This is a genomic window from Enterobacter sp. MGH 38 (genome assembly GCF_000492855.1).
Taxonomy (GTDB): domain Bacteria; phylum Pseudomonadota; class Gammaproteobacteria; order Enterobacterales; family Enterobacteriaceae; genus Enterobacter; species Enterobacter hormaechei_C.
In genome coordinates this window covers 2,018,011-2,042,687 of record NZ_KI535607.1, presented here as the reverse complement: position 1 = coordinate 2,042,687, position 24,677 = coordinate 2,018,011, and the positions used below count along the sequence as shown (strand labels likewise).

Below are 24,677 nucleotides of genomic sequence, written 5' to 3'. Positions count from 1 at the left end.
TCTGAACGGCGTTTATCAGTGTACAGCGAAAATCAGAACTGCATCAGTTCCGCTTCTTTTTCTGCCAGCGCCGCATCAATTTTCTTGATGGCCGCGTCGGTCATTTTCTGAATGTCGTCCTGTGAACGACGATCGTCATCTTCGCTGATCTCTTTTTCTTTCAGCAGGGCTTTCACTTTATCGTTCGCATCGCGACGCACGTTACGTACGGAAACGCGACCCTGCTCAGCTTCACCGCGAACCACTTTGATCAGGTCTTTACGACGCTCTTCCGTCAGCGGAGGCAGTGGTACGCGAATATCCGCGCCCGCTGAGCTTGGGTTCAGACCCAGGTCAGATGCCATGATCGCTTTTTCAACGGCCGGGCTCATTGAGCGATCGAACACGTTGATTTTCAGGGTACGGGTATCTTCTACCGTCACGCTCGCCAGCTGACGCAGTGGCGTAGGCGTACCGTAGTATTCTACGATGATGCCATCCAGCAGGCTTGGGGAAGCTCGGCCAGTACGGATTTTGCTGATTTGGTTTTTGAACGCTTCTACGCATTTGTCCATGCGTACTTCAGCATCTTTTCTGATGTCGTTAATCACGTTACGGATCCTTGAAAACTTGTCTCAGGCAGACTATCCGCCAGCACAGCGCTACAGGTGTGCTAAGTATAGTCGCGTTTAATTCATGACAACGCCAAAGGCGCGCCCGGGTAAGATACCACGTCGAAATAAAGCGGAATCTTACCTGTATTTATCGCCGACGGAAATTATTCCGTGATCAAAGTGCCTTCTTTTTCGCCCATAACAACGCGACGCAGCGCGCCAGGCTTGTTCATATTGAAGACACGGATCGGCAGTTTGTGGTCACGAGCCAGCGTAAAGGCGGCAAGATCCATCACTTTTAGCTCTTTTTCCAGCACTTCGCTGTAGCTCAGCTGATCGTACATGGTCGCTGAAGGATCTTTTGCCGGGTCGGCAGTAAACACGCCATCTACTTTGGTCGCTTTCAGCACCACATCGGCTTCGATTTCGATACCGCGCAGGCAGGCTGCGGAATCGGTGGTAAAGAACGGGTTACCCGTACCGGCGGAGAGGATCACCACGCGGTTGTTGCGCAGCAGGCTGATGGCCTCTGCCCAGCTGTAATTATCGCATACGCCATTCAAAGGAATAGCGGACATCAGGCGAGCGTTCACATAGGCGCGATGAAGCGCATCACGCATCGCCAGGCCATTCATCACGGTTGCCAGCATACCCATGTGGTCGCCCACTACGCGGTTCATCCCCGCTTTCGCCAGACCAGCACCACGGAAAAGGTTGCCACCGCCAATGACCACGCCAACCTGAATACCCAGTTCGACCAGTTCTTTGATTTCCTGTGCCATGCGATCAAGGATGCTTGCGTCAATACCGAAGCCTTCCGATCCTTGCAGCGCTTCGCCACTCAGCTTAAGCAGAATGCGTTTGTACACGGGTTTTGCATTGGTAGCCATGTTTCTTTCCTGAGACTGTCAACGATTAAGATGGGGTTAATTCTGGCGACATGATATGTCGCAAATCAGCACAGCGATACTGGAGCCTGTCTGATTTCGTGAGACGGGTGACAAAAAGAAGCCGCCCTCAGGCGGCTCCTTTTCAATCATTAAGACTGCTTGGACATTGCAGCAACTTCTGCTGCGAAGTCAGTCTCAACTTTCTCGATGCCTTCGCCCACTTCGAAGCGGATGAAGCCAGTTACATCAGCGTTGTGCTCTTTCAGCAGCTGAGCAACAGACTTGCTTGGATCCATTACGAAAGGCTGGCCAGTCAGAGAAACTTCGCCGGTGAATTTCTTCATGCGGCCTTCAACCATTTTCTCTGCGATTTCTTTTGGCTTACCAGACTGCATCGCGATGTCCAGCTGAACCTGGTACTCTTTCTCTACCACTTCAGCAGACACGTCTTCTGGCTTAACGAATTCTGGTTTGCTTGCAGCGATGTGCATTGCCAGCTGTTTAACCAGCTCTTCGTCAGCGCCTTTAGCCGCAACCAGAACACCGATACGCGCGCCGTGCTGGTAAGAGCCCAGAACGTCACCTTCCAGGGAAGCAACGCGACGGATGTTGATGTTCTCACCGATTTTAGCAACCAGCGCAACACGCTCTTCTTCGAACTGTGCTTTCAGAACTTCAACGTCAGTGATTTTGCCTGCAACCGCTGCGTCCAGAACTTTGTTAGCAAATGCCTGGAAACCAGCATCTTTAGCAACGAAGTCAGTCTGGCAGTTAACTTCCAGAATGATGCCGTAGTTGCCGTCGATTTTGGTGATGATCACGCCGTCAGCAGCAACGTTGCCTGCTTTCTTAGCTGCTTTGATCGCACCGGATTTACGCATGTTTTCGATTGCCAGCTCGATGTCGCCGTTCGCTTCGGTCAGCGCTTTTTTGCAATCCATCATGCCTGCGCCAGTACGCTCACGCAGCTCTTTTACCAGGGATGCGGTAATTTCAGCCATTCTTAAATCCTCGGGAGATGTGAACTGCCCGGCCGGGAGCCAAACAGTATAAATTGAAAAAAGGGGCCGATAATGGGCCCCTATTCATACACGGTACTAATAAGGGGTAAAACCTTATTATTCAGCTTCTACGAAGCTTTCTTCCGCCTGAGAAGCCAGATCCTGGGAACGGCCTTCACGAACGGTAGCAGCTACAGCGCTCAGGTACAGGCTAACAGCACGGATTGCGTCGTCGTTACCCGGGATAACGAAGTCAACACCGTCCGGATCGGAGTTGGTATCAACGATAGCGAATACCGGGATACCCAGGTTGTTAGCTTCTTTGATTGCGATGTGCTCGTGGTCTGCATCGATTACGAACAGCGCGTCTGGCAGGCCGCCCATATCTTTGATACCGCCCAGGCTGTTTTCCAGCTTGTCCAGTTCACGAGTGCGCATCAGCGCTTCTTTCTTAGTCAGCTTATCGAAAGTACCGTCCTGAGACTGGGTTTCCAGATCTTTCAGGCGCTTGATGGACTGACGAACAGTTTTCCAGTTGGTCAGCATGCCGCCCAACCAGCGATGGTTCACGAAGAACTGGTCGCAGCTGTTAGCAGCATCTTTCACAGCTTCGCTTGCAGCGCGCTTAGTACCAACGAACAGAATCTTACCTTTACGGGAAGAGATCTTGTTCAGCTCAGCCAGGGCTTCGTTGAACATTGGTACAGTCTTCTCAAGGTTGATGATGTGAACTTTGTTACGTGCGCCGAAGATGAAAGGCTTCATTTTCGGGTTCCAGTAACGGGTCTGGTGACCGAAGTGAACACCAGCCTTGAGCATGTCGCGCATGGAAACAGTTGCCATGTTTAAAACCTCTATATTGAAAGTTGGGGTTATGCCTCCACGTATCCCATATTACCGACCCCGAAGGGCACCCCGGAATATGTGCCGATACGTGTGTGTTGTTACACAAAGTGAGATTTGTCGCTCCCGTCCAGCCTGTGTATCTGAGATGGATCGGAAGTCCGGCGCGCTTTATATCACAAAACACGGCCAGAAACCAATAATTGTTGGCGGAGTGTGCTGTTAATGATTCTCAATTTGGCACGGGGTGCGCCTGACTGATACCATTGACAACACTTACACTAGTATTGTCGAAAAAATCGACACCGATGGACAGATTACATGGCTATCTCTATTAAGACACCTGAAGAAATTGAAAAGATGCGCGTCGCCGGTCGTCTGGCCGCGGACGTGCTGGAAATGATTGAGCCGTTTGTGAAACCGGGCGTCAGCACTGGCGAACTGGATCGCATCTGTAACGACTATATCGTCAACGAGCAGCACGCGGTCTCCGCCTGCCTTGGCTATCACGGTTTCCCGAAATCCGTCTGCATCTCTATTAATGAAGTGGTTTGCCACGGCATTCCGGATGACGAGAAGCTGCTGAAAGATGGCGACATTGTCAACATCGACGTGACCGTCATCAAAGACGACTACCACGGCGACACCTCTAAGATGTTCATCGTTGGCAAGCCAACGATTCTGGGCGAGCGTCTGTGCAAAGTAACGCAAGAGAGCCTCTACCTGGCGCTGAAAATGGTGAAGCCGGGTATTCGCCTGCGTACTATCGGCGCCGCAATTCAGAAATTTGTGGAAGCGGAAGGGTTCTCCGTGGTGCGCGAATACTGCGGTCACGGTATTGGCCGCGTCTTCCATGAAGAGCCGCAGGTTCTGCACTACGATGCAGACGACGGCGGCGTTGTGCTGCAAAAGGGCATGACCTTCACCATCGAGCCAATGGTCAACGCCGGTGACTACCGCATCCGCACCATGAAAGACGGCTGGACGGTGAAAACCAAAGACAGAAGCTTGTCTGCCCAGTACGAGCATACTATTGTGGTAACAGACAACGGCTGCGAAATTATGACGTTGCGCAAGGATGACACCATCCCGGCGATACTGACGAACATTGAGTGATAAGAAGCCGGCAAATGCCGGCTTTTTTAATGGCGATAGCTTTTTCTTATGGGTGGCGCACGATGAGTAATCTTTTACCCGAACAGTATGCTAATACAGCCCTTCCCACCCTCCCCGACCAGCCCGATAACCCGGGCGTCTGGCCGCCGCACGAGCTGACCTGCGCGCATATTAAAGCCCATATGGATGTTTTCCATCGCTGGCTGGGTAGCGCGTTCGATGCAGGCGTGTCTGCCGAGCAGCTCATTGAAGCGCGCACCGAATTTATCGACCAGCTCCTGCAACGTCTCTGGATCGACTACGGTTTCGGACAGGTGAGCGACGTCGCGCTGGTTGCTGTTGGCGGCTATGGCCGGGGTGAACTGCATCCGCTCTCTGATATCGACCTGCTGATCTTAAGCCGTAAAAAACTGCCGGACGATCGGGCGCAGAAAATCGGTGAACTGTTGACCCTGCTCTGGGACGTAAAGCTGGAAGTGGGCCACAGCGTACGCACGCTGGAAGAGTGTCTGCTGGAAGGGTTATCTGACCTGACCGTCGCCACCAACCTGATTGAAACCCGCCTCCTGATTGGCGACGTGGCGCTGTTCCTCGAACTGCAAAAGCACATCTTTAGCGACGGCTTCTGGCCTTCGGAAAAATTCTTCGCTGCGAAAGTCGAAGAACAAAACCAGCGCCACCAGCGCTATCACGGTACCAGCTATAATCTCGAACCGGATATTAAAAGCAGCCCCGGTGGCCTGCGCGATATCCACACGCTGCAATGGGTCGCCCGTCGCCATTTTGGGGCAACATCGCTGGACGAAATGGTCGGGTTTGGTTTTCTGACCGAAGCCGAACGTAACGAACTCAATGAGTGTCTGCATCTGCTGTGGCGCATCCGTTTTGCCCTGCACCTGGAAGTCACCCGCTACGATAACCGCCTGCTGTTTGACCGACAGCTCAGCGTGGCGCAGCGCCTGAATTACCAGGGCGAGGGCAACGAGCCGGTCGAGCAAATGATGAAGGATTTCTTCCGCGTCACCCGCCGCGTCTCTGAGCTGAACCAGATGCTGTTACAGCTGTTCGATGAGGCGATCCTCGCGCTGACGGCAGACGAAAAACCGCGTCCGATTGATGACGAATTTCAGCTGCGCGGCACGCTGATCGATCTGCGCGACGAAACGCTGTTCATTCGCGAACCGGAAGCGATCCTGCGAATGTTCTATACCATGGTGCGTAACAGCACGATCACCGGGATCTACTCCACTACCCTGCGTCATCTGCGCCATGCACGGCGTCATCTGAAGCAGCCGCTGTGTTACATCCCGGAGGCGCGCTCGTTGTTCCTGAGCATGCTTCGTCATCCGGGCGCCGTCAGCCGCGGACTGCTGCCAATGCACCGTCACAGCGTGCTGTGGGCCTATATGCCTCAGTGGTCGCATATTGTCGGGCAGATGCAGTTCGACCTGTTTCACGCCTATACGGTGGATGAGCACACGATCCGCGTCATGCTGAAGCTGGAAAGTTTCGCTAAAGAAGAGACGCGATCCCGCCATCCGCTGTGCGTTGATCTGTGGCCACGTCTGGCACACCCGGAGCTGATCCTGATCGCTGCTCAGTTCCATGATATCGCCAAAGGTCGCGGCGGCGACCACTCCGTACTCGGTGCCCAGGACGTGCTGAAATTTGCCGAGCTGCACGGCCTGAACTCGCGTGAAACGCAGCTTATCGCCTGGCTGGTTCGCCATCATCTGCTGATGTCGGTTACCGCTCAGCGTCGTGATATTCAGGATCCGGAAGTGATCAAGCAGTTCGCCGAGGAAGTGCAAACGGAGAACCGCCTGCGCTACCTGGTCTGCCTGACGGTAGCCGATATCTGCGCCACCAACGAAACCCTGTGGAACAGCTGGAAGCAGAGCCTGCTGCGCGAGCTGTATTTCGCTACCGAAAAACAGCTGCGTCGCGGGATGCAGAATACCCCGGACATGCGCGAGCGTGTGCGCCACCATCAGTTGCAGGCGCTGGCCCTGCTGCGCATGGATAACATCAACGAAGAGGCGCTGCATCAGATTTGGGCGCGCTGTCGCGCCAACTACTTTGTACGCCACAGCCCAAACCAGCTTGCCTGGCACGCCCGGCATCTGCTGAAGCACGACCTGACGAAACCGATGATTCTGCTTAGCCCGCAGGCCACACGCGGCGGGACGGAGATCTTTATCTGGAGCCCGGACCGGCCTTATTTGTTTGCAGCGGTCTGTGCCGAGCTGGACAGGCGTAACCTGAGCGTTCACGACGCGCAGATTTTTACCACCCGCGACGGCATGGCGATGGACACCTTTATTGTGCTGGAGCCGGACGGCAGCCCGCTGTCGTCGGACAGGCATGAGGGGATACGCTTTGGCCTTGAGCAGGCGATTACGCAGCGCAGCTGGCAACCTCCGCAGCCGCGCCGTCAGGCGGCAAAACTGCGCCACTTTACCGTCGATACCGAGGTCAATTTCCTGCCGACCCATACCGACCGTAAATCGTTCCTTGAGTTGATTGCGCTCGACCAGCCAGGGCTACTCGCCCGCGTCGGCCAGGTTTTTGCCGATCTGGGAATTTCGCTTCACGGCGCCCGAATTACAACGATTGGCGAACGAGTAGAAGATTTATTTATAATCGCGACGGCCGACCGGCGTGCCCTTAATAATGACCTGCAACTTGAAGTGCAACAACGGTTGACAGCAGCCCTCAATCCAAACGATAAAGGGTGACGTGTTTTTTAGTGAAATGGAAAGAGTAAACAATGCAGCAGTTACAGAACGTTATTGAGTCCGCTTTTGAGCGTCGCGCCGACATCACTCCGGCAAATGTGGATACCGTGACCCGTGAAGCGGTAAACCAGGTTATTTCCCTGCTGGATTCCGGCGCGCTGCGCGTGGCAGAAAAAATCGACGGTCAGTGGGTTACTCATCAATGGCTGAAGAAAGCTGTGCTGCTCTCTTTCCGCATCAACGATAACCAGGTTATCGACGGAGCAGAAAGCCGCTACTTCGATAAAGTGCCAATGAAATTTGCGGATTACGACGAAGCGCGCTTTCAGAAAGAGGGCTTCCGCGTAGTACCACCGGCAGCCGTTCGTCAGGGGGCATTCATCGCACGCAACACCGTGCTGATGCCATCCTACGTGAACATCGGCGCCTACGTTGACGAAGGCACCATGGTGGACACCTGGGCTACCGTCGGCTCCTGCGCGCAGATCGGTAAAAACGTTCACCTGTCCGGCGGCGTGGGCATCGGTGGCGTTCTTGAGCCACTTCAGGCTAACCCAACCATCATCGAAGACAACTGCTTCATCGGCGCACGTTCCGAAGTGGTTGAAGGCGTGATCGTCGAAGAAGGTTCTGTGATCTCCATGGGCGTGTACATTGGCCAGAGCACCCGTATTTACGATCGCGAAACCGGTGAAATTCACTACGGCCGCGTTCCAGCCGGTTCCGTTGTGGTTTCCGGCAACCTGCCGTCTAAAGATGGCAAATACAGCCTGTATTGCGCGGTCATCGTGAAAAAAGTGGACGCGAAAACGCGCGGTAAAGTAGGCATCAATGAACTGCTGCGCACCATCGATTAATCGGGTATAACAAAAAGCGGGGGCAACCCCGCTTTTTTTATATCCGAAGGTGGCGAAAATAGATTTTTTCGTTAATTATTCATAGGTTATGTTGAGATCAAGGGTACCGCTATGTACGATAATCTGAAAAGTCTGGGCATTACCAATCCTGATGAAATTGATCGTTATAGTCTTCGCCAGGAAGCCAATAACGATATTTTGAAAATCTATTTTCACAAGGACAAAGGAGAGTTCTTCGCCAAAAGCGTGAAGTTTAAATACCCTCGCCAGCGTAAGACCGTTGTCGCTGACGGTATCGGTCAGGGATATAAAGAAGTACAGGAAATCAGCCCTAACCTGCGCTACGTGATCGACGAACTCGATCAAATCTGCCAGCGCGATCGCAGCGAAGTCGATCTGAAACGTAAGATCCTTGACGACCTGCGTCACCTGGAAAGCGTAGTCACCAATAAGATCAGCGAGATTGAAGCGGATCTTGAGAAATTGACGCGGAAATAAGTTATTCCGGTGCGGTCTGATGCCCTCACCCCGGCCCTCTCCCACAGGGAGAGGGTGAAAACCGCACACAACATTATCTCTGCTCATCCAGCTGCAACGCCACATACAGCAGTAGCCGGTCGTCAAAATTCCCTAAATCCAGCCCCGTCAGTTCCGAGATCCGGTTAAGCCGATACTCCAGCGTATTACGGTGAATAAACAGCGCTTTTGACGTTGCCAGCGGCTGCACGTTATGCCGGAACCATGCCTGCAACGTGCGGCGCAGCAGTCCGTTATTGTCCATCGCTTTCAGACGCACAAGCGGACGCGCCAGCTCGTTGGCCTGCCAGCCACCGCGCAGGCTGTCGAGCAGGACCGGCAGCATCAGATCCTGATAGAAATAACTGCGGCTCTCCGGCATGCGCTGTTTACCCACCATCATGGTGGTGCGCGCCGTTCGCCATGAACGGGCGATACTCCCCGGCCCGGTAAAGTAATTTCCCAGCGCGACGCGAAAACGGAGCTGTCCGTTCTCCTTCATGCGCTCGATGAGCAGCTCAACGCGGCGACGATGATCTTCCGCGTCCCAGCGGCCAAACTGATTAAGCGCAGGCTTGAGCACCACCATTTCCGTTAAAGAGACGATTGCCACCAGGTTGTTACGCTCCGGCGTCGCCAGCATGTTTTGCAGCTGCTGTAGCTCCACCATGGCGCTGTCCACGCCAAGCTGGCCGCTATCCACCTCAATAACGGCAACCACGCGCGGCTGATTCAGGTCGATACCCAGACGCTGCGCCCACTCGCTCAGGGCAGGCGTATGCTCCTCCGCCTGAATCAAATTCATCACCAGCTCTTCGCGCAGGCGGCTGTCCTGGGCGAGCAGGTGCATCAGACGCGACTGCTCCAGCATCATCTCCGCCGTCATGCAGACCAGCTCACCGTATTTACGCAGCGATTCAGGATCGCCGGTCAGACCGATAACGCCAACAATCTCTCCTTCCAGACGCAGCGGCAGGTTGATCCCCTGACGAACCCCGTGCAGATGTTTCGCCACGGCGTCATCGATGTCGACCACGCGCCCCTGAGAGAGCACCAGCAACGCCCCTTCGTGCAATTCCCCAATACGCTCACGATCGCCGCTGCCGATAATGCGCCCACGGGCATCCATTACGTTGATATTGGTATCAATGATGCGCATGGTTCGCGCCACGATATCCTGCGCCATTTTGGTATCAAGATGCCAGCCAGCCATAAAACCCTCCCGTGAGCAGAGCTCAAGCATAGGGAAGTTCAGCTAAGGCTGCATTGTGCAGATGCCCAAAGGCAGAGAGAGATGTATGGAGTTGTGGGAAAGGTCACAGAAACGAGAAAGCCCCTGCGAACAGGGGCTTAAGATGATTACTGCATCAGGAGATAAATAGAAGTATCACCACGCTGAATATTCAGTGCCAGCACGGACGGCTTGCTGTCGAGAATTTTGCGCAGTTCAGCGATGTTTTTCACCGGCTGCTGGTTAGCGCCCATGATCACATCACCTTTTTTCAGGCCGATACGGGCAGCAGGTGAGTTTGCTTTCACGTTGTTCACCACCACGCCTTTATCTGCCCCTTTGTTGCTCATCTCAGCACCTTCAATACCGCTGAAGATGGTGCTGGAATCCACCTGATTCTGACTGCTCTGTTGCAGTTCCAGGCTCACGTTAACCGGCTTACCTTCACGCAGCAGGCCGAGGGTCACTTTACTGCCGATTGGCATAGAACCCACTTCCGCACGCAGGGCGGCAAAGCTGCTGATCGGTTTACCGTTCAGCGAAGTGATCACGTCACCCGCTTTAATGCCGGCTTTCGCCGCCGAGGAGTTCGGCATGACCTGGCTTACGAATGCGCCGCGCTGAGCGTCTACTTTCATTGCTTTCGCCAGCTCGGAGTTCAGCTCGGTACCCATGATACCCAGCTCACCGCGTTTCACCTGTCCATATTGCACCATCTGCGCAGTCAGGTTTTTCACCATGTTGCTCGGGATAGCAAAGCCGATACCGATGTTGCCACCGTCCGGTGCCAGGATAGCGGTGTTGATACCGATCAGTTCACCATTCAGGTTAACCAGCGCACCGCCGGAGTTACCACGGTTAATGGCCGCATCCGTCTGGATGAAGTTTTCATAGTTTTCCGCATTCAGGCCGCTACGTCCCAGCGCCGAGACGATACCCGAGGTCACGGTTTCGCCCAGACCAAACGGGTTACCGATGGCGACGGTGTAGTCACCCACGCGCAGCGCGTCAGAGTCGGCAAGCTTAATCGCCGTCAGGTTCTTCGGATCCTGGATTTGAATCAGCGCGATATCGGAACGCGGGTCTTTACCGACCACTTTGGCATCGAATTTACGGCCATCGCTCATCTGCACCTTAATGGTGTTAGCATTATCTACCACGTGGTTATTGGTCACCACGTAGCCTTTGGCTGCATCAATAATCACGCCCGAGCCGAGTGCCATGAATTTCTGCTGCTGGCCGCCGCCCATGCCGTCATCCCCTGCACCGCCGCCCTGACAGAACGGGGAGCTCTGGAATGGCGAACCGTCCTGGCAGAACGGCGAATTGTCGCCGAAGAACTGCTGGAAATTACGCGGCATACGCGGCGTATTGACGGTTGTGCTGCCCTCAACGTTAATACTCACCACCGATGGCATCACTTTTTCGAGCATCGGGGCCAGGCTTGGCATCTGCTGCGCAGTCGCTGCCGAGGAAGCTGTCTCGGCCGCCATCGCCAGAGGGGACAGCGCTAAACCTAAACTCAGAGCCAGTGCACTCATTGCTAATGTGGTTTTTTTCATGTTTCTCAATCTCGATTTACCAGATAACGCAAAATTGCTGTGTAACTCAGATTCGTTTTATACCGCTTAGTTCCGGGATTAAGTTTATGGAAAAAGTAAAAATTTATTGGTCGTCTTTACAAAACTCATGGCTTATTCAACGGCCATAAGCTTGCGGTATTCATCCCAGGCATACAAATCTGTCATCCCGCTGATATAGTCCTGGATAAGACGACAGCGATAATAATATTCCATGACTGGCCATTGGGAAGAATGACGATCTATTTTACTGACGGCTTCAATGTATGCCAGCCGGTGGCGCGTTGAAAGCTTCTGATAGAGACGAGATTCAATCGGCAGGCGGCGAACACGTTCATTTTCGACCAGCTCGCTAAACTCATCGACCGTCAGCTGGAGCAGCGGGCCATAAATTTCCAGCAACCCGCTGATAACCCGGTATCCTTGCAGCTCCAGCTGTTCGACATCCGGGTGGCTGAAAACATGGCGGACAGCCACGTTTTTATATAATTCAAGAAGCTGGCTAAAACTGCTCTCATCTTCCAGCAGGGCGTGATTAAATTCCCCGCTAAATATCATCGGCAAATTATCAATGAAACGGGCGGCTGCATACGGCACCAGTTTATTCAGCGTGTTTACTCGCAAATACATAAAGAACTGATCTTCGGTACTGCGGCTCAGCGAATTTGAACGCGATTTATCCCAGGCATTCTCGACGACCTGCGCAAACAGAGAACCTTTTTCATGCTCTCCCCAGGCATCATGAAGATGCTGATACAGCTCCTCGACGCTGAATATTCTTTTTTCCACCGCGTCTTCCAGATCGGCCACGCAATAAGAAATGTCATCAGCCGCTTCCATAATCCATGTCAATGGAAAACGGCCATTGGGGGTCAGAGACAGTTCTTTACGCAACCGCGCGATATATGCTTCTTCCGATAAGTAATAGCCCGGTTTTTTCATCAGGTAGCTATGCGTGGCGGGCGTTTCTCCAGTCCACCACGCGGGACGCGTGTATTTAAGAATACAGCCCACCTGGGCCCAGGTCAGATTCATCCGCATCAGGGAGTGCACCAAACGGATCCCCTGCGCGTTACCTTCGAAATGACACAGATCCTGGCGCACCTTACGGCGCAGATCGTTCAGGCTATCTTCACCTTCACGCAGGCGTAAATCGCGTACCACACAGCGGTCATCGCTGAGCGGCTGGCTTATGGCATCAGAGGGAAAAAGCCGCTGTTTAAACCAGTCATTGATGGCGGCCTCGCCGAAATGACCAAAGGGAGGATTGCCGATATCGTGCATCAGGCAGGCCATCTCAACGATGCTTTCGAACGGGCCGGTCAGTTCATCCAGTCCGTAGGTTTCCAGCAGACGTTGCTCTTTAAGGCGGCTGAGGATCTCTTTCGCAATGTAGCGCCCCACCTGCTGCACTTCCATGGAGTGCGTTAACCGCGTACGCACCGCGGCGTTACGCTCCAGCGGGAACACCTGGGTTTTTTGCTGTAACCGGCGGATGGCGGGCGAATTGATGATGCGTCCGCGATCGCTTTCAAAAATGCGCAGGATCTCATGTTCGCTCTTATCGCCCTGTGGCGAACGGAAACGTCGGTGCCAGTTAATTTTGGTGCGAAAATCGATTGGTGCCATGTGCTCCCCCGCGTGAGAATGCGTTTCCCCTTAACCGCATGATAGACTATGCATCTTAACAAGGCACATCGCGAGTAAATCTATGAAAATCGGCATTATTGGTGCAATGGAAGAAGAAGTTACGCTGCTGCGTGACAAAATTGAGAACCGTCAGACCCTCTCCCTCGGTGGCTGTGAGATCTACACCGGCCAGCTGAACGGTGTTGACGTGGCTCTGCTGAAATCAGGCATCGGTAAAGTTGCAGCGGCACTGGGCGCGACCCTGCTGCTTGAGCGCTGCAAGCCTGACGTTATCATTAATACAGGTTCTGCGGGCGGTCTGGCGCCGACGCTGAAAGTGGGCGATATCGTGGTTTCCGACGAAGCGCGTTACCACGATGCAGACGTCACCGCATTCGGCTACGAATATGGTCAGCTTCCGGGCTGCCCGGCCGGGTTTAAAGCGGATGATAAGCTGATTGCCGCCGCTGAAAGCTGCATCAACGAGCTGAACCTCAATGCGGTGCGTGGCCTGATCGTCAGCGGCGATGCCTTTATCAACGGCTCTGTTGGTCTGGCGAAAATCCGTCATAACTTCCCGCAGGCTGTGGCCGTCGAGATGGAAGCCACGGCCATTGCGCACGTTTGCCATAACTTCAGCGTGCCGTTCGTGGTCGTTCGCGCGATCTCTGACGTAGCGGACCAGCAGTCCCACATCAGCTTCGACGAGTTCCTGGCCGTTGCGGCCAAGCAGTCCACCGTGATGGTGGAAACCCTGGTGCAGAAACTGGCGCGTGGGTAAGGTGTCATTCAGGGCGCTGGTCGCCCTGCTTCTGTTCGCTCCGGCCTGGCTCATCGCCGCGCCGCGGGTGATCACACTCTCCCCTGCCAATACGGAACTGGCTTTTGCCGCCGGGATCACGCCCGTTGCGGTGAGCAGCTTTTCCGATTATCCACCGCAGGCCGCCCAAATCGAACAGGTTGCCACCTGGCAGGGAATGAATCTGGAACGCATCGTTGCGCTAAAGCCCGATCTGGTACTCGCCTGGCGCGGCGGTAATGCCGAACGGCAGGTAAACCAGCTCTCTTCGCTGGGAATAACGGTTAAATGGGTGGACGCGGTGAGCATCGAACAGGTGGCGCAAACCCTCCGTGACCTCGCGCCCTTCAGCCCTACCCCCCAACGCGCCGGACAGGCTGCACAGCAGATGCTCAACGACTATGCCGCGCTAAAAGCCCGATACGGCACGCAACCGAAACAACGCGTTTTTCTGCAATTTGGCAGCCAGCCGCTGTTCACTACCGGGAAAGGTTCGATCCAGAACCAGGTGCTTGAAACCTGTGGAGGTGAAAATATCTTTGCCGAAAGCCGGGTCCCCTGGCCCCAGGTCAGTCGTGAGCAGGTTCTGGCGCGACAACCGCAGGCCATTGTGGTGGTCGGAAATGCGAGCGAGATTCCTAAAATAGAACAATTCTGGCATCGGCAGCTTAAAATTCCGGTCATCGCACTCAACAGCGACTGGTTTGAACGCGCCAGCCCGCGTATTATCCTCGCCGCAAAACAACTCTGCGCCGAACTGGCAGAGGGTCACTCAAACAGATAAATACCCCCTTCGAGGATTTAACGATGCTCGTGTATTGGCTGGATATTCTTGGCACAGCCGTTTTTGCTATCTCCGGCGTTTTGCTTGCCGGAAAACTACGCATGGATCCTTTTGGCGTACTGGTGCTCGGCGTCGTTACGGCGGTGGGAGGCGGAACGATCCGCGATATGGCGCTGGCAAATGGCCCGGTATTTTGGGTAAAAGATCCCACGGATCTGGTGGTGGCGATGGTCACCTGCCTGTTAACCATCGTGCTGGTTCGTCAGCCTCGCAGACTGCCAAAATGGATATTACCGGTGCTGGATGCCGTCGGTCTGGCGGTCTTTGTGGGAATAGGCGTGAACAAAGCCTTTATTGCCGGGACTGGCCCGCTGGTGGCGATCTGCATGGGGGTGTTAACTGGCGTGGGCGGAGGGATTATTCGCGACATACTGGCGCGAGAAGTCCCGATGATCCTGCGAACGGAAATCTACGCGACGGCCTGTATCATCGGGGGGATCGTTCACGCCACGGCGTATTACACCTTTGCTGTCCCGCTGGAGAATGCGGCGATGCTGGGGATGGTGGTCACGCTGGTGATCCGTTTAGCGGCGATACGCTGGCACCTGAAGCTGCCGACGTTTGCGCTGGATGAAAATTCAAGATAGGCGTCGTTTATAAGCCCGGTAGCGCTTCGCTTACCGGGCCTACAATCTGCGTCCAGGCTTAAATACTGAACGAAGAACCACACCCGCAGGTGCTGGTCGCATTCGGGTTAGTCACCACAAAGCGCGAACCTTCCAGACCTTCAGTGTAGTCCACTGAACCGCCCACCAGATATTGCAGGCTCATCGGGTCAACCACCAGCGCGACGCCCTGTTTCTCGATAGTCATATCACCATCGTTAACCTGGTCGTCAAAGGTAAAACCATACTGGAAGCCACTACAGCCGCCGCCGGTAATATAAACACGCAGTTTCAGATCCGGATTGTCCTCGTCGGCAATCAGGGTTTTCACTTTTTTCGCTGCTGCTTCGGTAAATTCCAGCGGCAACGCTACGTCATCACTCATCTTATGCTCCCATGAATACTGCGACTGCTATTGGGCAAAAATCACCCAATTCTTTTTGTCATTATCTAATACCCTGGTAATTCATTCAAGTATTCTGCTTCAGGGCCTGTTCAGCTTCCTGTTTCGCCAGGGTACGGGCAAGAATGGTGGAGTATAGCGGTTTTCCACCCAGGAATTGGGCTAATAGTGTCGCGCCGAGACAGGTAATGATCATTGGCAAAATGAGCTGGTAATTGTCGGTCATTTCCAGCACCAGTACGATCCCGGTAAGCGGCGCGCGCAGGGAGGCCGCCAGCAGCGCCCCCATTCCCGCCACCGCAAACGTCCCCGCGTCCAGATGATAGGCCGGGAAGCCAACCGCTGCCGCCATGCCAAACGCCGTGCCCAGCAGCGTTCCCAGCGCCAGCATCGGGGCAAATATGCCGCCCGGTGCGCCGGAGGAGAAGCACAGCACGGTCGTGATAACCCGCGAGATAAACATAAACAGCAGCAGCCCCACGCTGAAATTCCCCGCCGCGGCAATGGGAATCAGCCCGAAACCGCCGCCCGCCGCGTTCGGTTCGATAAAGCCGAGGATCCCGCACACGCCGCCAAGCAGGCCCCCCACCAGCACCCATTTCGTGGTATTTCCGCCATGGATGCGCTGAAACATATCCTGAGCCCGTAAAATCAGGGTGTTAAAAAGCGGGCCAACGACGCCAAAAATCATCCCAAGAACCAGATACAGCCACAAAGTATTGACCGGCGCATTGGTTAGCTTGCCAACTTCAATCACCGCCCCTTCGCCATTAAAGACGCGAAAGACAATGCTCGACATAATCACGCCGGTAAACACCGCTTTAATGGAGATCAGGTTGTAGCGGAACTGGGCGCGCATCTCTTCAATGATAAACAGGATACCCGCCAGCGGCGCGTTAAACGCCGCAGACAGCCCCGCCGCCGCCCCCGTCGCCAGCAACGTATGCCGTGCTTCGGCGCTGCGCATACGGAACAGATCGCCGACCATGCGCCCGACGTTACCGCCCAGCTGTACCGTTGGCCCTTCCCGACCGAGCACCATGCCCGCCCCGAGCGTTCCCATCCCGCCGATAAATTTCACAGGAAGTACCCGCCACCAGCGAACCGGGCGTAGCTCCTCCAGCGCCCCCTCAATTTCCGGGATCCCCGAGCCGCCCGCTTCGGGTGCGAATTTACGTACCAGGAAATAGCCCACCATGGCAAACAGGGCCGAAAGGCCAAAGGCCCACGCCCAGACCAGCCATTCACGATCCGCAAAGCTGGCGACGGTGCCTATGCGCCAGTTGAGCACCGCGTTGACGGCTTTTTCAAACGCGACGCCCACGAGACCGGCCAGCGTGCCCACAACGGCAGCTGCCAGCAGAATGGCCAACGGGGTTTTGTCACGGTTGAGCAGCCGCCGGATGCTGACCCGGCGCTTCGCGCGCGTAAACTGCTGTTGTTCAAAAGACGGAGTGTTCTCGTTCATTACCTTTTCTGTTTCGTCATACAAATGGCCGCAGGGATTTTACCAGAGACAGTCCCCTCGTCCCCTGAAAAATACTTAACAATTGTTAAGCCCTTTACGGGGCAAAAATTTTATAACCTCATCCGGATCACTTAGAATAGTCTCCTTAACTTATTTCTACGAACCAGGAACGACGCCATGAGCAAGTCTGAAAACCTCTACAGCGCAGCCCGCGAGCTTATCCCAGGCGGCGTAAACTCACCGGTGCGCGCCTTTACCGGCGTGGGTGGCACCCCGCTGTTTATCGAACGTGCGGATGGCGCGTATCTGTATGATGTGGATGGCAAAGCCTATGTCGACTACGTCGGCTCCTGGGGGCCAATGGTGCTGGGGCATAACCACCCGGCGATCCGCAACGCGGTGATTGAAGCCGCTCAGCGCGGCCTGAGCTTCGGCGCGCCAACCGAGATGGAAGTCAAAATGGCGGAGCTGGTCACCGAGCTGGTGCCGACAATGGACATGGTACGTATGGTGAACTCCGGTACGGAAGCGACCATGAGCGCCATCCGTCTGGCGCGCGGCTTTACCGGCCGTGACAAGATTATCAAGTTCGAAGGCTGTTACCATGGCCACGCCGACTGCCTGCTGGTAAAAGCCGGTTCCGGCGCGCTGACGCTCGGTCAGCCTAACTCTCCGGGCGTGCCGGCTGACTTCGCAAAACACACCCTCACCTGCACCTATAACGATCTGGACACCGTTCGCGCGGCGTTCGAGCAGTATCCGCAGGAGATCGCCTGCATTATCGTCGAACCGGTGGCGGGCAACATGAACTGTATCCCACCGCAGCCGGATTTCCTGCCGGGCCTGCGCGCACTGTGCGATGAGTTCGGCGCGCTGCTGATCATCGACGAAGTGATGACCGGTTTCCGCGTCGCGCTGGCGGGAGCGCAGTCATACTACGGCGTAGAGCCGGATCTGACCTGCCTCGGCAAAATCATTGGCGGCGGCATGCCTGTCGGCGCGTTTGGCGGCCGTAAGGACGTAATGGACGCGCTGGCGCCAACCGGTCCGGTTTACCAGGCGGGTACGCTCTCCGGTAACCCGATTGCGATGGCGGCGGGCTTTGCCTGTCTGACCGAAGTGGCGCAGCCGGGCATCCACCAAACCCTGACGGACCGGACGACGCAGCTGGCAAACGGTCTGCTGGAAGCCGCAGAAGACGCGGGTATTCCGCTGGTGGTAAACCACGTCGGCGGGATGTTCGGGATTTTCTTCACCGAGGCGAAAACCGTGACCTGCTATCAGGACGTGGTGAAATGCGACGTGGAACGCTTCAAACGCTTCTTCCACCTGATGCTGGAAGAAGGCGTGTATCTGGCCCCGTCAGCGTTTGAAGCGGGCTTTATGTCCGTGGCACACAGCGAAGAAGATATCAATAACACCATCGACGCAGCGCGTAAGGTGTTTGCGAAGCTGTAAAATGTGCGGCTTGATGCCCTCACCCCAGCCCTCTCCCTCAAGGGAGAGGGAGCAAACATTAAAACGGCAATCTAAGGATTGCCGTTTACTTTTATTACCGACTCTGCTTTCTCAACAGATATATAAAGTACGGCGCGCCGATAAAGGTCGACAGCAGGCCCGCCGGGATCTGATACGGGAACAGCACCATCCTTCCGCACCAGTCAGCAAAGACCAGGATCGCCCCGCCCGTCAGCGCAGAGATCACGATATGTGGCAAAGTCCTGCGGAAGCCCATCATACGGGCGATATGCGGCGCCATTAATCCGACAAAACTGAGCGGGCCAATGGTCATGGTGGCCGTCGCCGTCAGGCACGCGGCCAGCAGCAGCAGGGCGATACGCGTTGGCGTCAGCGCCAGCCCAACCGCGCGCGCGGTGTCCCCGCCCAGCGGCAGAATGGTCATCCAGCGGCGGCACAGCGGCACTATCGCCAGCAGTACGATCATCACGATCCCGGTATGTACCACCTGGCTGCCGGTGGCGTTGTACGTCGAGCCGGAAATCCAGGTCAGGATCTGCGCCATGCGCGGATCGCCGCTCGCCTGCAACATCATCAGCAGCATAGTAAATGCGGTGCTGAGCGCCATCCCGGCCAGCAGCATGCGGTGAGGTGAGAAACCACCTCGCCCGGAGGCGATCAGGATAATCATCAGCGTGACTGCCGCACCGATACTCCCGGCAGGCATCAGCCAGCCGAATGCATTTCCCGGCACGAGGAACAACATCAACACTACGCCAAACGCGGCCCCGGAGCTGATCCCTAATACTTCCGGGCTTGCCATCGGGTTGCCGGTGAGACGCTGGATAATACAGCCCGCCACCGCCAGCATGACGCCCGCAATCAGCGCGGAGAAGATCCGCGGCCAGCGCCACTGCATGAGTTCATGCAACAAATCCCCCGTCGCCCAGTGCCAGCCCGTGGCGTCGCGTCCCAGCGAGAGTGCGGCAAACGAGGCGATAACCAGCACTGCCAGTCCGGCAAGGCTGAACCACACCACCGACTGACGCTCAGCATGTACTTTATCGCCGGCATCCATTGCCGGGGCGCTAATGCTGCGCAGGCGCGGCAAGAGCCACAGCAGCAGCGGCGCACCGATCAGGGCCGTCACCGAGCCCGTGGAAACTTCCATCCAGACGCGCGTCAGCCAGAGAATGAGCTGATCGGAAAGCCAGAGGATCAGCGCACCAATCAGCGGCGCCAGCATCAGGCGCGCCAGCAGACGGCGTGCGCCGAGCATTTTTGCCAGCAGCGGCGCAAACAGGCCGATAAAGCCGATGATGCCGACGGCGTTAACCAGTAACGCGCTGAGCACAATCGCCAGGGTCAGGGCCGCCAGACGCGCCAGCGACAGCGCCAGCCCGAGATTGCGCGCCACGCCGTCGTCCAGGCCCATCAGCGTGAGCGGACGCAGCAGCAGCAGTGTCAACACCACGCCGCCAAACAGCTGCGGCCACAGGCGCTGGACGATACTCCAGTCGGTCTGGGTGAGCGTGCCGGTACTCCACATAAACATGCTTTGCAACTGGTCGTGGTGAAACAGCACCAGCAGCTGGTTGATCGCCCCACAGTAGAGGCTGACGACCAGCCCCGCGAGGATCAGCGTGACCGGCGAGAGACGTTTTCCCCAGGCCACGCCAAAGACCAGCGCACCGACCACGCATGCGCCTGCCAGCGCGGCAAACTGCGAGGTTAACGCTCCCGGCAGGGTCCAGAGAGTGGTGATGGTGATCCCCAACTGAGCCCCCGTCGCCACGCCCAGCGTGGTGGGCTCCGCCAGCGGGTTACGTAGCACCTGCTGAAACAGTACGCCCACCAGTCCCAGTCCCGCCCCGACCAGCAGGGAGATAGCCAGACGCGGCAGCAGGCTGTAGTGGAACAGCATTTGCTGAATATTATCGATATCCGGTGCGGCAAACGCGGCTGCCCACTGATCGCGCGGCAACGCCGTTGTCAGGTTAAAGCCGGTTAACGCCAGGGCAGCCAGAAAAATGATTGCTAACAGTAACATCGGGAAACGGGCCATACGCGTGCTCATGCCTTGCCTCCCAGTGCATTGTCCAGCACGCGGGCAAAATGCATGGCCGACAGCGTCGCGCCGTAGAACCATACCGCTGGCGCGCGCAGGAAGCGCTGCTCGCGGACGAACGGCATTGCCTGCCAGAGCGGGGTCGCCATCAGGGTTTGCATCTCGCGCTCATTGCCGTGGTCAAAGCACAGCACGTCCACATCACGAAACGCCGCCAGACGGTCAATCCCCACGGCGGTACTGCCCCAGAACGTCATCTCGCCTTCCCAGGCATTGCGAATGCCAAAGCTGTCGAGCACTTCCTGGAACAGACAGTTATTTCCAAAGACCAGCATATGGCGGGCATCCAGCAGGGTCACCATCAGCAAAGGCCGATCGCCACGGTGGGCAAAGCGCGGCTTAAGGGAATCAATCAGCGCATCAAATTCATCGAGATGTTTTTTCGCCTGAGCCTCACGGTTGAGGAACTGCGCCATCTCGTGGATGGAATTTTTTGCCATGGTCAGCGGCTTTTTACCGTCGCTAAAGGAAAAGCCCCGTCCGGGCGCAATCTTCGCCATGGTCTCTTCCGACGGACCATACCCCGCAGACCAGAATAAATAAGACGGTTTCATCTGGGTGAGAAGCTCAAGGTTCGGCTCCGTACGCAGACCGATGTCGATGACGGAGTCCGGCAGTTTTGGCTCATTCACCCACAGGGTGTAGTTGGGAATATCGGCCACACCGTAAGGCGTCACGCCCAGCGCCATCATCAGTTCAACGGGCAACCACTCCAGCGCCACGATGCGGTGCGGATCGATAGCGGCAGCGCGGGCCGGGCCCATCTTTAACAGCAGCGGTGAGAGCGCCATGGCCGTCAGCAGGCGACGGCGGCTAATGAATGTTGAATCCAGCATCAGTAGACAAAGCTCACGGGTGCAGCCCCGGCCGGGTGAGGCAGGATGCCCATAGGAATACCGTAGATATGTTCCAGCGTTTCGCTACGCATCAGTTCGGCAGGCGTACCCTGAGCGATCATTTCACCGCCGCGCAGCGCTACCAGATAGTCGCAATAGCGTGCCGCCATGTTGATATCATGCAGAACGGCAATCACCGTCAGGCCGCGCTGCTGACTTAAGCGATGCACCAGCGCCAGGACGTCAACCTGATGAGCAATATCCAGCGCCGACGTGGGTTCGTCGAGCAGCAGGCAGCGGCTGTCCTGCGCCACCAGCATTGCGATCCATGCGCGCTGACGCTCGCCACCGGACAGGCTATCCACCAGACGGTGCGCCAGCGGTTTTAATCCCACCAGCGCGATCGCCTCTTCCACTTTCTCTCTGTCAGCAACGCCAAAACGCCCGAGCGCACCGTGCCACGGATAACGTCCAATCGCCACCAGCTCGCGCACCGTCATCCCCTCCGCCTGCGGCAACTGCTGCGGCAGATAGGCCACCTTGCGGGCAAAGGCCTTACTGCTCCAGCTCGCCAGCGGCTGGTCATCCAGCAAAATGTCGCCCTCGGACGGTGGCTGATGACGGCCCAGCATCTTCAGCAGCGTCGATTTACCGGAACCATTGTGCCCGATTAAACCGGTCACTTTACCTGCGGGAAACGTCAAAGAGAGCGGATGCAGCAAGGTGCGCCCGGGTACGCGAAAGGAGAGATTATTGAGCGTGAAGGTGGAGTCGGATTGCGTTTTGTTATCCTGCATGTCAGCCAACTTAAATAAAAAGGGCACGGCGAACCGTGCCCATAAAGAGGTTAGAAGCGGAAGGTCGCCGTGGCAACAACCTGGCGTCCTGCTCCCCAGTAGCATGCATACTCGCTGTAGCAGCTGGAGACGTATTCACGGTCAAAGATGTTGTTCACGTTGACGCCGACGGAAGAGCCCGGCAGACCGAAGCGCGCCAGATCGTATTTCACGGTCGCATCCGCCAGGGCATAACCCGCGACGTTAAAGGACTCATAGGCTTTAGGCGACGCTGAGGAGTAGTACGTCACCGTGTTACCGATGTAACGCGCGCCTGCACCGACGGTCAGGCCACTCAGCGCCGTCTCGTGGAAGGTGTAATCCGCCCAGAGGGATGCCATGTTGCGCGGTACTTCTGCCGGACGACGACCTTCATACCAGGTATCGTGGGTGTATTCCGCATCGGTGTAGCTGTAGGCCGCCGTCACGTTCACGTTAGCCGACACCGCCGCTTTCGCTTCCAGCTCAAAGCCACGGGAGCGAATTTCACCGCCCTGCACGCTAAAGCCGCTGGTCGGGTTCGCCGGATCGGCGGTCAGGTTATTGTTCTTGGTCAGCTGGTATACCGCTGCCGTCACCACAACAGGCAGATCTTTTGGAACATACTTCACGCCCGCTTCATATTGCTTGCCGCGTGCCGGATCGAACGGTTTACCACCCTGAGTAGTGCCAGAGAGCGGTTCGAAAGATTCACTGTAGCTGAAGTATGGTGTAATCCCGTTGTCGAACAGGTAGTTAATCCCCCCGCGCCAGGTAAATGCCTGATCGTTAATTTCCGCGGTGGTTCCGTTATTACGGTTAAAGGCAGACGTTTTCGCAAAGTCATAGCGGCCACCCAGGGTGAGTACCCACTTATCCCATTCCGCCTGATCCTGCGCATAGAGCCCGGTCTGCTCCTGGCGATTGAGCATGGCATACGGGAAGTTCACATTAACGTTCGCATTGCCGTGCTGCGGATTGTTCATGCTGATCGGATCGGCGGTACCGTAGTCAGCATCAATGTCATTGCGCATACGAAGGTAATCCACACCCGTCAGCAGGGTATGGTCAACGGCGCCGGTCGCGAATTTCGACTGGAGCTGTGTATCAACCGTGAACGAGTTGAGGTCTTCATCTGAGCGCACGTACGCGCGGCTGATCTGGGCCGGGGCGATATAGCCGTTACCGTAAACTGAACGGTAAAGCGTGTTGATTTTGGTATAACGCAGGTTCTGACGCACGGTGAAGGTGTCGTTGAATTCATGCGCGAAGCTGTAACCCACCATTTTCTGACGACGGGAGATCTTATTGTCTTCATCGCCTTCGTTGAAGTCGGTCGGCAGTTTGTGCGCTTTTCCGTTAGCATCATAGTAAGGCACAACGGTACCTTCACGCGGCAGCCAGCCGTAGTAACCCGCATCCGGATCGCTCTGGAAGTTGCTCAGGAAAGTGAAATCGGTTTTATCATCAGGACGCCAGCTGAAAGACGGCGCAATCGCGTAACGAGTAGACTTCACCATTTCCTGCTGCGCATTTTCACTGCGCCCCAGACCGGTCAGACGGTAGGACCACACGCCGTCATCGTCAATCGCGTCGCTGAAATCAAACCCGGTCTGCCAGAGGTTATCCGTCCCCATTTTGAACTGAATTTCTTTCAACGGTTCCGTAGTTGGACGCTTGCTGACCATACTCACTACGCCGCCAGGATGGCTTTTGCCATACAGTACAGACGTCGGGCCACGCAGCAGCTCTACGCGCTCAAGGAAGTACGGGTCCATGGACGCTTCAGAGTAGTTGTCTCCCTGCAACTTCATACCATCCAGATACTGGTTGGTATTCACGGTGCTGGAGGTCGTGAAACCACGAATCGAAACCACATCGTAAGTTGTTGATGCGCCGCGCGTTGCGAAAACGCTTGGGGTATAGGCCAGCGCCTGTTTAACCGTTCCCGGCTGTTTCATGTCCATCTCTTCACGTGTAACCACGGAAATAGACTGCGGGGTTTTCTCGATCGGTGTATCGGTTTTCGTCGCCGTTGCAGTGCGCTTTGCTGCAATCGTCGGTGCAGGACCCCAGGCACTTTCCTGTGCAGCCGGTGCGGCAGTCACGGTGATGGTTTCTTCTTTCTTGGGGGTTTCAGCGGCCTGTGCGTAAGCAGGCATGCCGGCAACCGCTGTGGCTACGACGACTGTGAGTTTACGCAGCGACGTGTTAATTGGCTGAGCAGTATTGGAAAGCGCCATGATGGATCTCTGATGGAAAAGGTGAATGATAACGTAAACGAGAATTATTATTATGACCGCAGAATAATATGCGAAACGCTGACG

21 protein-coding genes are annotated in these 24,677 nt (G+C 55.9%); 8 read left to right on the top strand and 13 right to left on the bottom strand.

Annotation, left to right across the window (positions count from 1 at the left end):
• Nucleotides 1–32 precede the first annotated feature (32 nt).
• From frr to rpsB, 4 genes are all read right to left on the bottom strand, one after another.
• Complete coding sequence (gene frr, locus L384_RS11380) at nt 33–590, bottom strand: ribosome recycling factor (protein ID WP_003856180.1); 558 nt, start codon at nt 588–590, stop codon at nt 33–35.
• A gap of 167 nt (nt 591–757) precedes the next feature.
• Complete coding sequence (pyrH, locus tag L384_RS11385; RefSeq protein WP_003856194.1) at nt 758–1,483, bottom strand: UMP kinase; 726 nt, start codon at nt 1,481–1,483, stop codon at nt 758–760.
• 149 nt (nt 1,484–1,632) lie between these two features.
• A complete protein-coding gene (gene tsf, locus L384_RS11390; RefSeq protein ID WP_003856196.1) occupies nt 1,633–2,484 on the bottom strand; it encodes a translation elongation factor Ts in 852 nt (283 codons plus the stop codon).
• Between the two features lie 117 nt (nt 2,485–2,601).
• Nucleotides 2,602–3,327, bottom strand: a complete 726-nt coding sequence (rpsB, locus tag L384_RS11395) for a 30S ribosomal protein S2 (RefSeq protein ID WP_003856207.1) — start codon at nt 3,325–3,327, stop codon at nt 2,602–2,604.
• Between the two features lie 321 nt (nt 3,328–3,648).
• Between rpsB and map the strand changes: the two genes are divergently transcribed.
• The 4 genes from map to L384_RS11415 all read left to right on the top strand — a co-directional run bounded on the left by map (nt 3,649) and on the right by L384_RS11415 (nt 8,536).
• Entirely contained in the window at nt 3,649–4,443 is a 795-nt protein-coding gene (map, locus tag L384_RS11400) for a type I methionyl aminopeptidase (RefSeq protein ID WP_003856208.1), read from the top strand.
• A 62-nt stretch (nt 4,444–4,505) separates the two neighbouring features.
• On the top strand, nt 4,506–7,181 hold the full coding sequence (gene glnD, locus L384_RS11405) for a bifunctional uridylyltransferase/uridylyl-removing protein GlnD (RefSeq protein ID WP_023324177.1): 2,676 nt from the start codon (nt 4,506–4,508) through the stop codon (nt 7,179–7,181).
• 32 nt (nt 7,182–7,213) lie between these two features.
• Nucleotides 7,214–8,038, top strand: coding sequence for a 2,3,4,5-tetrahydropyridine-2,6-dicarboxylate N-succinyltransferase (gene dapD / locus L384_RS11410; RefSeq protein ID WP_003856214.1), 825 nt, complete (start codon nt 7,214–7,216; stop codon nt 8,036–8,038).
• Nucleotides 8,039–8,149: 111 nt separating this feature from the next.
• A complete protein-coding gene (locus L384_RS11415) occupies nt 8,150–8,536 on the top strand; it encodes a DUF3461 family protein (protein ID WP_003856216.1) in 387 nt (128 codons plus the stop codon).
• A 73-nt stretch (nt 8,537–8,609) separates the two neighbouring features.
• Here L384_RS11415 and L384_RS11420 read toward each other — a convergent pair whose 3' ends face one another.
• The 3 genes from L384_RS11420 to dgt form a co-directional block, all read right to left on the bottom strand.
• Entirely contained in the window at nt 8,610–9,767 is a 1,158-nt protein-coding gene (locus L384_RS11420) for a CdaR family transcriptional regulator (RefSeq protein ID WP_003856217.1), read from the bottom strand.
• A 146-nt stretch (nt 9,768–9,913) separates the two neighbouring features.
• On the bottom strand, nt 9,914–11,347 hold the full coding sequence (gene degP, locus L384_RS11425) for a serine endoprotease DegP (RefSeq protein WP_023303104.1): 1,434 nt from the start codon (nt 11,345–11,347) through the stop codon (nt 9,914–9,916).
• 132 nt (nt 11,348–11,479) lie between these two features.
• Nucleotides 11,480–12,994 (bottom strand): dGTPase, encoded by a 1,515-nt coding sequence (dgt, locus tag L384_RS11430; RefSeq protein WP_023315431.1) that lies wholly within the window; start codon nt 12,992–12,994, stop codon nt 11,480–11,482.
• A gap of 82 nt (nt 12,995–13,076) precedes the next feature.
• Between dgt and mtnN the strand changes: the two genes are divergently transcribed.
• Genes mtnN through L384_RS11445 form a run of 3 tightly spaced genes read left to right on the top strand, consistent with a single transcriptional unit; the run spans nt 13,077 to nt 15,224 of the window.
• The gene (gene mtnN / locus L384_RS11435; RefSeq protein WP_003856223.1) at nt 13,077–13,775 is read left to right on the top strand and encodes a 5'-methylthioadenosine/S-adenosylhomocysteine nucleosidase; all 699 of its coding nucleotides are present in this window, start codon (nt 13,077–13,079) and stop codon (nt 13,773–13,775) included.
• Entirely contained in the window at nt 13,768–14,577 is an 810-nt protein-coding gene (gene btuF, locus L384_RS11440; RefSeq protein WP_023324176.1) for a vitamin B12 ABC transporter substrate-binding protein BtuF, read from the top strand. The genes mtnN and btuF overlap by 8 nt, the downstream gene beginning before the upstream one ends.
• 23 nt (nt 14,578–14,600) lie before the next feature.
• A complete protein-coding gene (locus L384_RS11445; protein ID WP_003856227.1) occupies nt 14,601–15,224 on the top strand; it encodes a TRIC cation channel family protein in 624 nt (207 codons plus the stop codon).
• Nucleotides 15,225–15,282: 58 nt separating this feature from the next.
• Here L384_RS11445 and erpA read toward each other — a convergent pair whose 3' ends face one another.
• Both erpA and clcA read right to left on the bottom strand, forming a co-directional pair.
• A complete protein-coding gene (gene erpA, locus L384_RS11450) occupies nt 15,283–15,627 on the bottom strand; it encodes an iron-sulfur cluster insertion protein ErpA (protein ID WP_003856230.1) in 345 nt (114 codons plus the stop codon).
• Between the two features lie 85 nt (nt 15,628–15,712).
• A complete protein-coding gene (clcA, locus tag L384_RS11455; RefSeq protein ID WP_023324175.1) occupies nt 15,713–17,113 on the bottom strand; it encodes a H(+)/Cl(-) exchange transporter ClcA in 1,401 nt (466 codons plus the stop codon).
• Nucleotides 17,114–17,290: 177 nt separating this feature from the next.
• Here clcA and hemL point away from each other — a divergent pair, with 177 nt between their 5' ends.
• Complete coding sequence (hemL, locus tag L384_RS11460) at nt 17,291–18,571, top strand: glutamate-1-semialdehyde 2,1-aminomutase (protein WP_003856235.1); 1,281 nt, start codon at nt 17,291–17,293, stop codon at nt 18,569–18,571.
• A 94-nt stretch (nt 18,572–18,665) separates the two neighbouring features.
• Here hemL and fhuB read toward each other — a convergent pair whose 3' ends face one another.
• The 4 genes from fhuB to fhuA are packed head-to-tail and all read right to left on the bottom strand — an operon-like array spanning nt 18,666 to nt 24,593.
• A complete protein-coding gene (gene fhuB, locus L384_RS11465; protein ID WP_023324174.1) occupies nt 18,666–20,648 on the bottom strand; it encodes a Fe(3+)-hydroxamate ABC transporter permease FhuB in 1,983 nt (660 codons plus the stop codon).
• Nucleotides 20,645–21,535 (bottom strand): Fe(3+)-hydroxamate ABC transporter substrate-binding protein FhuD, encoded by an 891-nt coding sequence (gene fhuD, locus L384_RS11470; RefSeq protein WP_003856240.1) that lies wholly within the window; start codon nt 21,533–21,535, stop codon nt 20,645–20,647. Before fhuD ends, fhuB begins: the two co-directional genes overlap by 4 nt.
• A complete protein-coding gene (fhuC, locus tag L384_RS11475; protein ID WP_003856242.1) occupies nt 21,535–22,332 on the bottom strand; it encodes a Fe3+-hydroxamate ABC transporter ATP-binding protein FhuC in 798 nt (265 codons plus the stop codon). The genes fhuD and fhuC overlap by 1 nt, the downstream gene beginning before the upstream one ends.
• A 50-nt stretch (nt 22,333–22,382) precedes the next feature.
• On the bottom strand, nt 22,383–24,593 hold the full coding sequence (fhuA, locus tag L384_RS11480; protein ID WP_023324173.1) for a ferrichrome porin FhuA: 2,211 nt from the start codon (nt 24,591–24,593) through the stop codon (nt 22,383–22,385).
• Between the last annotated feature and the right edge of the window lie 84 nt (nt 24,594–24,677).

What these genes read in the sequence shown, in the direction of transcription:
- fhuD (WP_003856240.1), bottom strand. Translation starts at nt 21,535, where the DNA reads ATGCTGGATTCAACATTCATTAGCCGCCGTCGCCTGCTGACGGCCATG.
- tsf (WP_003856196.1), bottom strand. Translation starts at nt 2,484, where the DNA reads ATGGCTGAAATTACCGCATCCCTGGTAAAAGAGCTGCGTGAGCGTACT.
- dgt (WP_023315431.1), bottom strand. Translation starts at nt 12,994, where the DNA reads ATGGCACCAATCGATTTTCGCACCAAAATTAACTGGCACCGACGTTTC.
- clcA (WP_023324175.1), bottom strand. Translation starts at nt 17,113, where the DNA reads ATGAACGAGAACACTCCGTCTTTTGAACAACAGCAGTTTACGCGCGCG.
- map (WP_003856208.1), top strand. Translation starts at nt 3,649, where the DNA reads ATGGCTATCTCTATTAAGACACCTGAAGAAATTGAAAAGATGCGCGTC.
- dapD (WP_003856214.1), top strand. Translation starts at nt 7,214, where the DNA reads ATGCAGCAGTTACAGAACGTTATTGAGTCCGCTTTTGAGCGTCGCGCC.
- degP (WP_023303104.1), bottom strand. Translation starts at nt 11,347, where the DNA reads ATGAAAAAAACCACATTAGCAATGAGTGCACTGGCTCTGAGTTTAGGT.
- fhuC (WP_003856242.1), bottom strand. Translation starts at nt 22,332, where the DNA reads ATGCAGGATAACAAAACGCAATCCGACTCCACCTTCACGCTCAATAAT.
- fhuA (WP_023324173.1), bottom strand. Translation starts at nt 24,593, where the DNA reads ATGGCGCTTTCCAATACTGCTCAGCCAATTAACACGTCGCTGCGTAAA.
- hemL (WP_003856235.1), top strand. Translation starts at nt 17,291, where the DNA reads ATGAGCAAGTCTGAAAACCTCTACAGCGCAGCCCGCGAGCTTATCCCA.
- L384_RS11415 (WP_003856216.1), top strand. Translation starts at nt 8,150, where the DNA reads ATGTACGATAATCTGAAAAGTCTGGGCATTACCAATCCTGATGAAATT.
- fhuB (WP_023324174.1), bottom strand. Translation starts at nt 20,648, where the DNA reads ATGAGCACGCGTATGGCCCGTTTCCCGATGTTACTGTTAGCAATCATT.
- L384_RS11445 (WP_003856227.1), top strand. Translation starts at nt 14,601, where the DNA reads ATGCTCGTGTATTGGCTGGATATTCTTGGCACAGCCGTTTTTGCTATC.
- pyrH (WP_003856194.1), bottom strand. Translation starts at nt 1,483, where the DNA reads ATGGCTACCAATGCAAAACCCGTGTACAAACGCATTCTGCTTAAGCTG.
- erpA (WP_003856230.1), bottom strand. Translation starts at nt 15,627, where the DNA reads ATGAGTGATGACGTAGCGTTGCCGCTGGAATTTACCGAAGCAGCAGCG.
- mtnN (WP_003856223.1), top strand. Translation starts at nt 13,077, where the DNA reads ATGAAAATCGGCATTATTGGTGCAATGGAAGAAGAAGTTACGCTGCTG.
- glnD (WP_023324177.1), top strand. Translation starts at nt 4,506, where the DNA reads ATGAGTAATCTTTTACCCGAACAGTATGCTAATACAGCCCTTCCCACC.
- rpsB (WP_003856207.1), bottom strand. Translation starts at nt 3,327, where the DNA reads ATGGCAACTGTTTCCATGCGCGACATGCTCAAGGCTGGTGTTCACTTC.
- L384_RS11420 (WP_003856217.1), bottom strand. Translation starts at nt 9,767, where the DNA reads ATGGCTGGCTGGCATCTTGATACCAAAATGGCGCAGGATATCGTGGCG.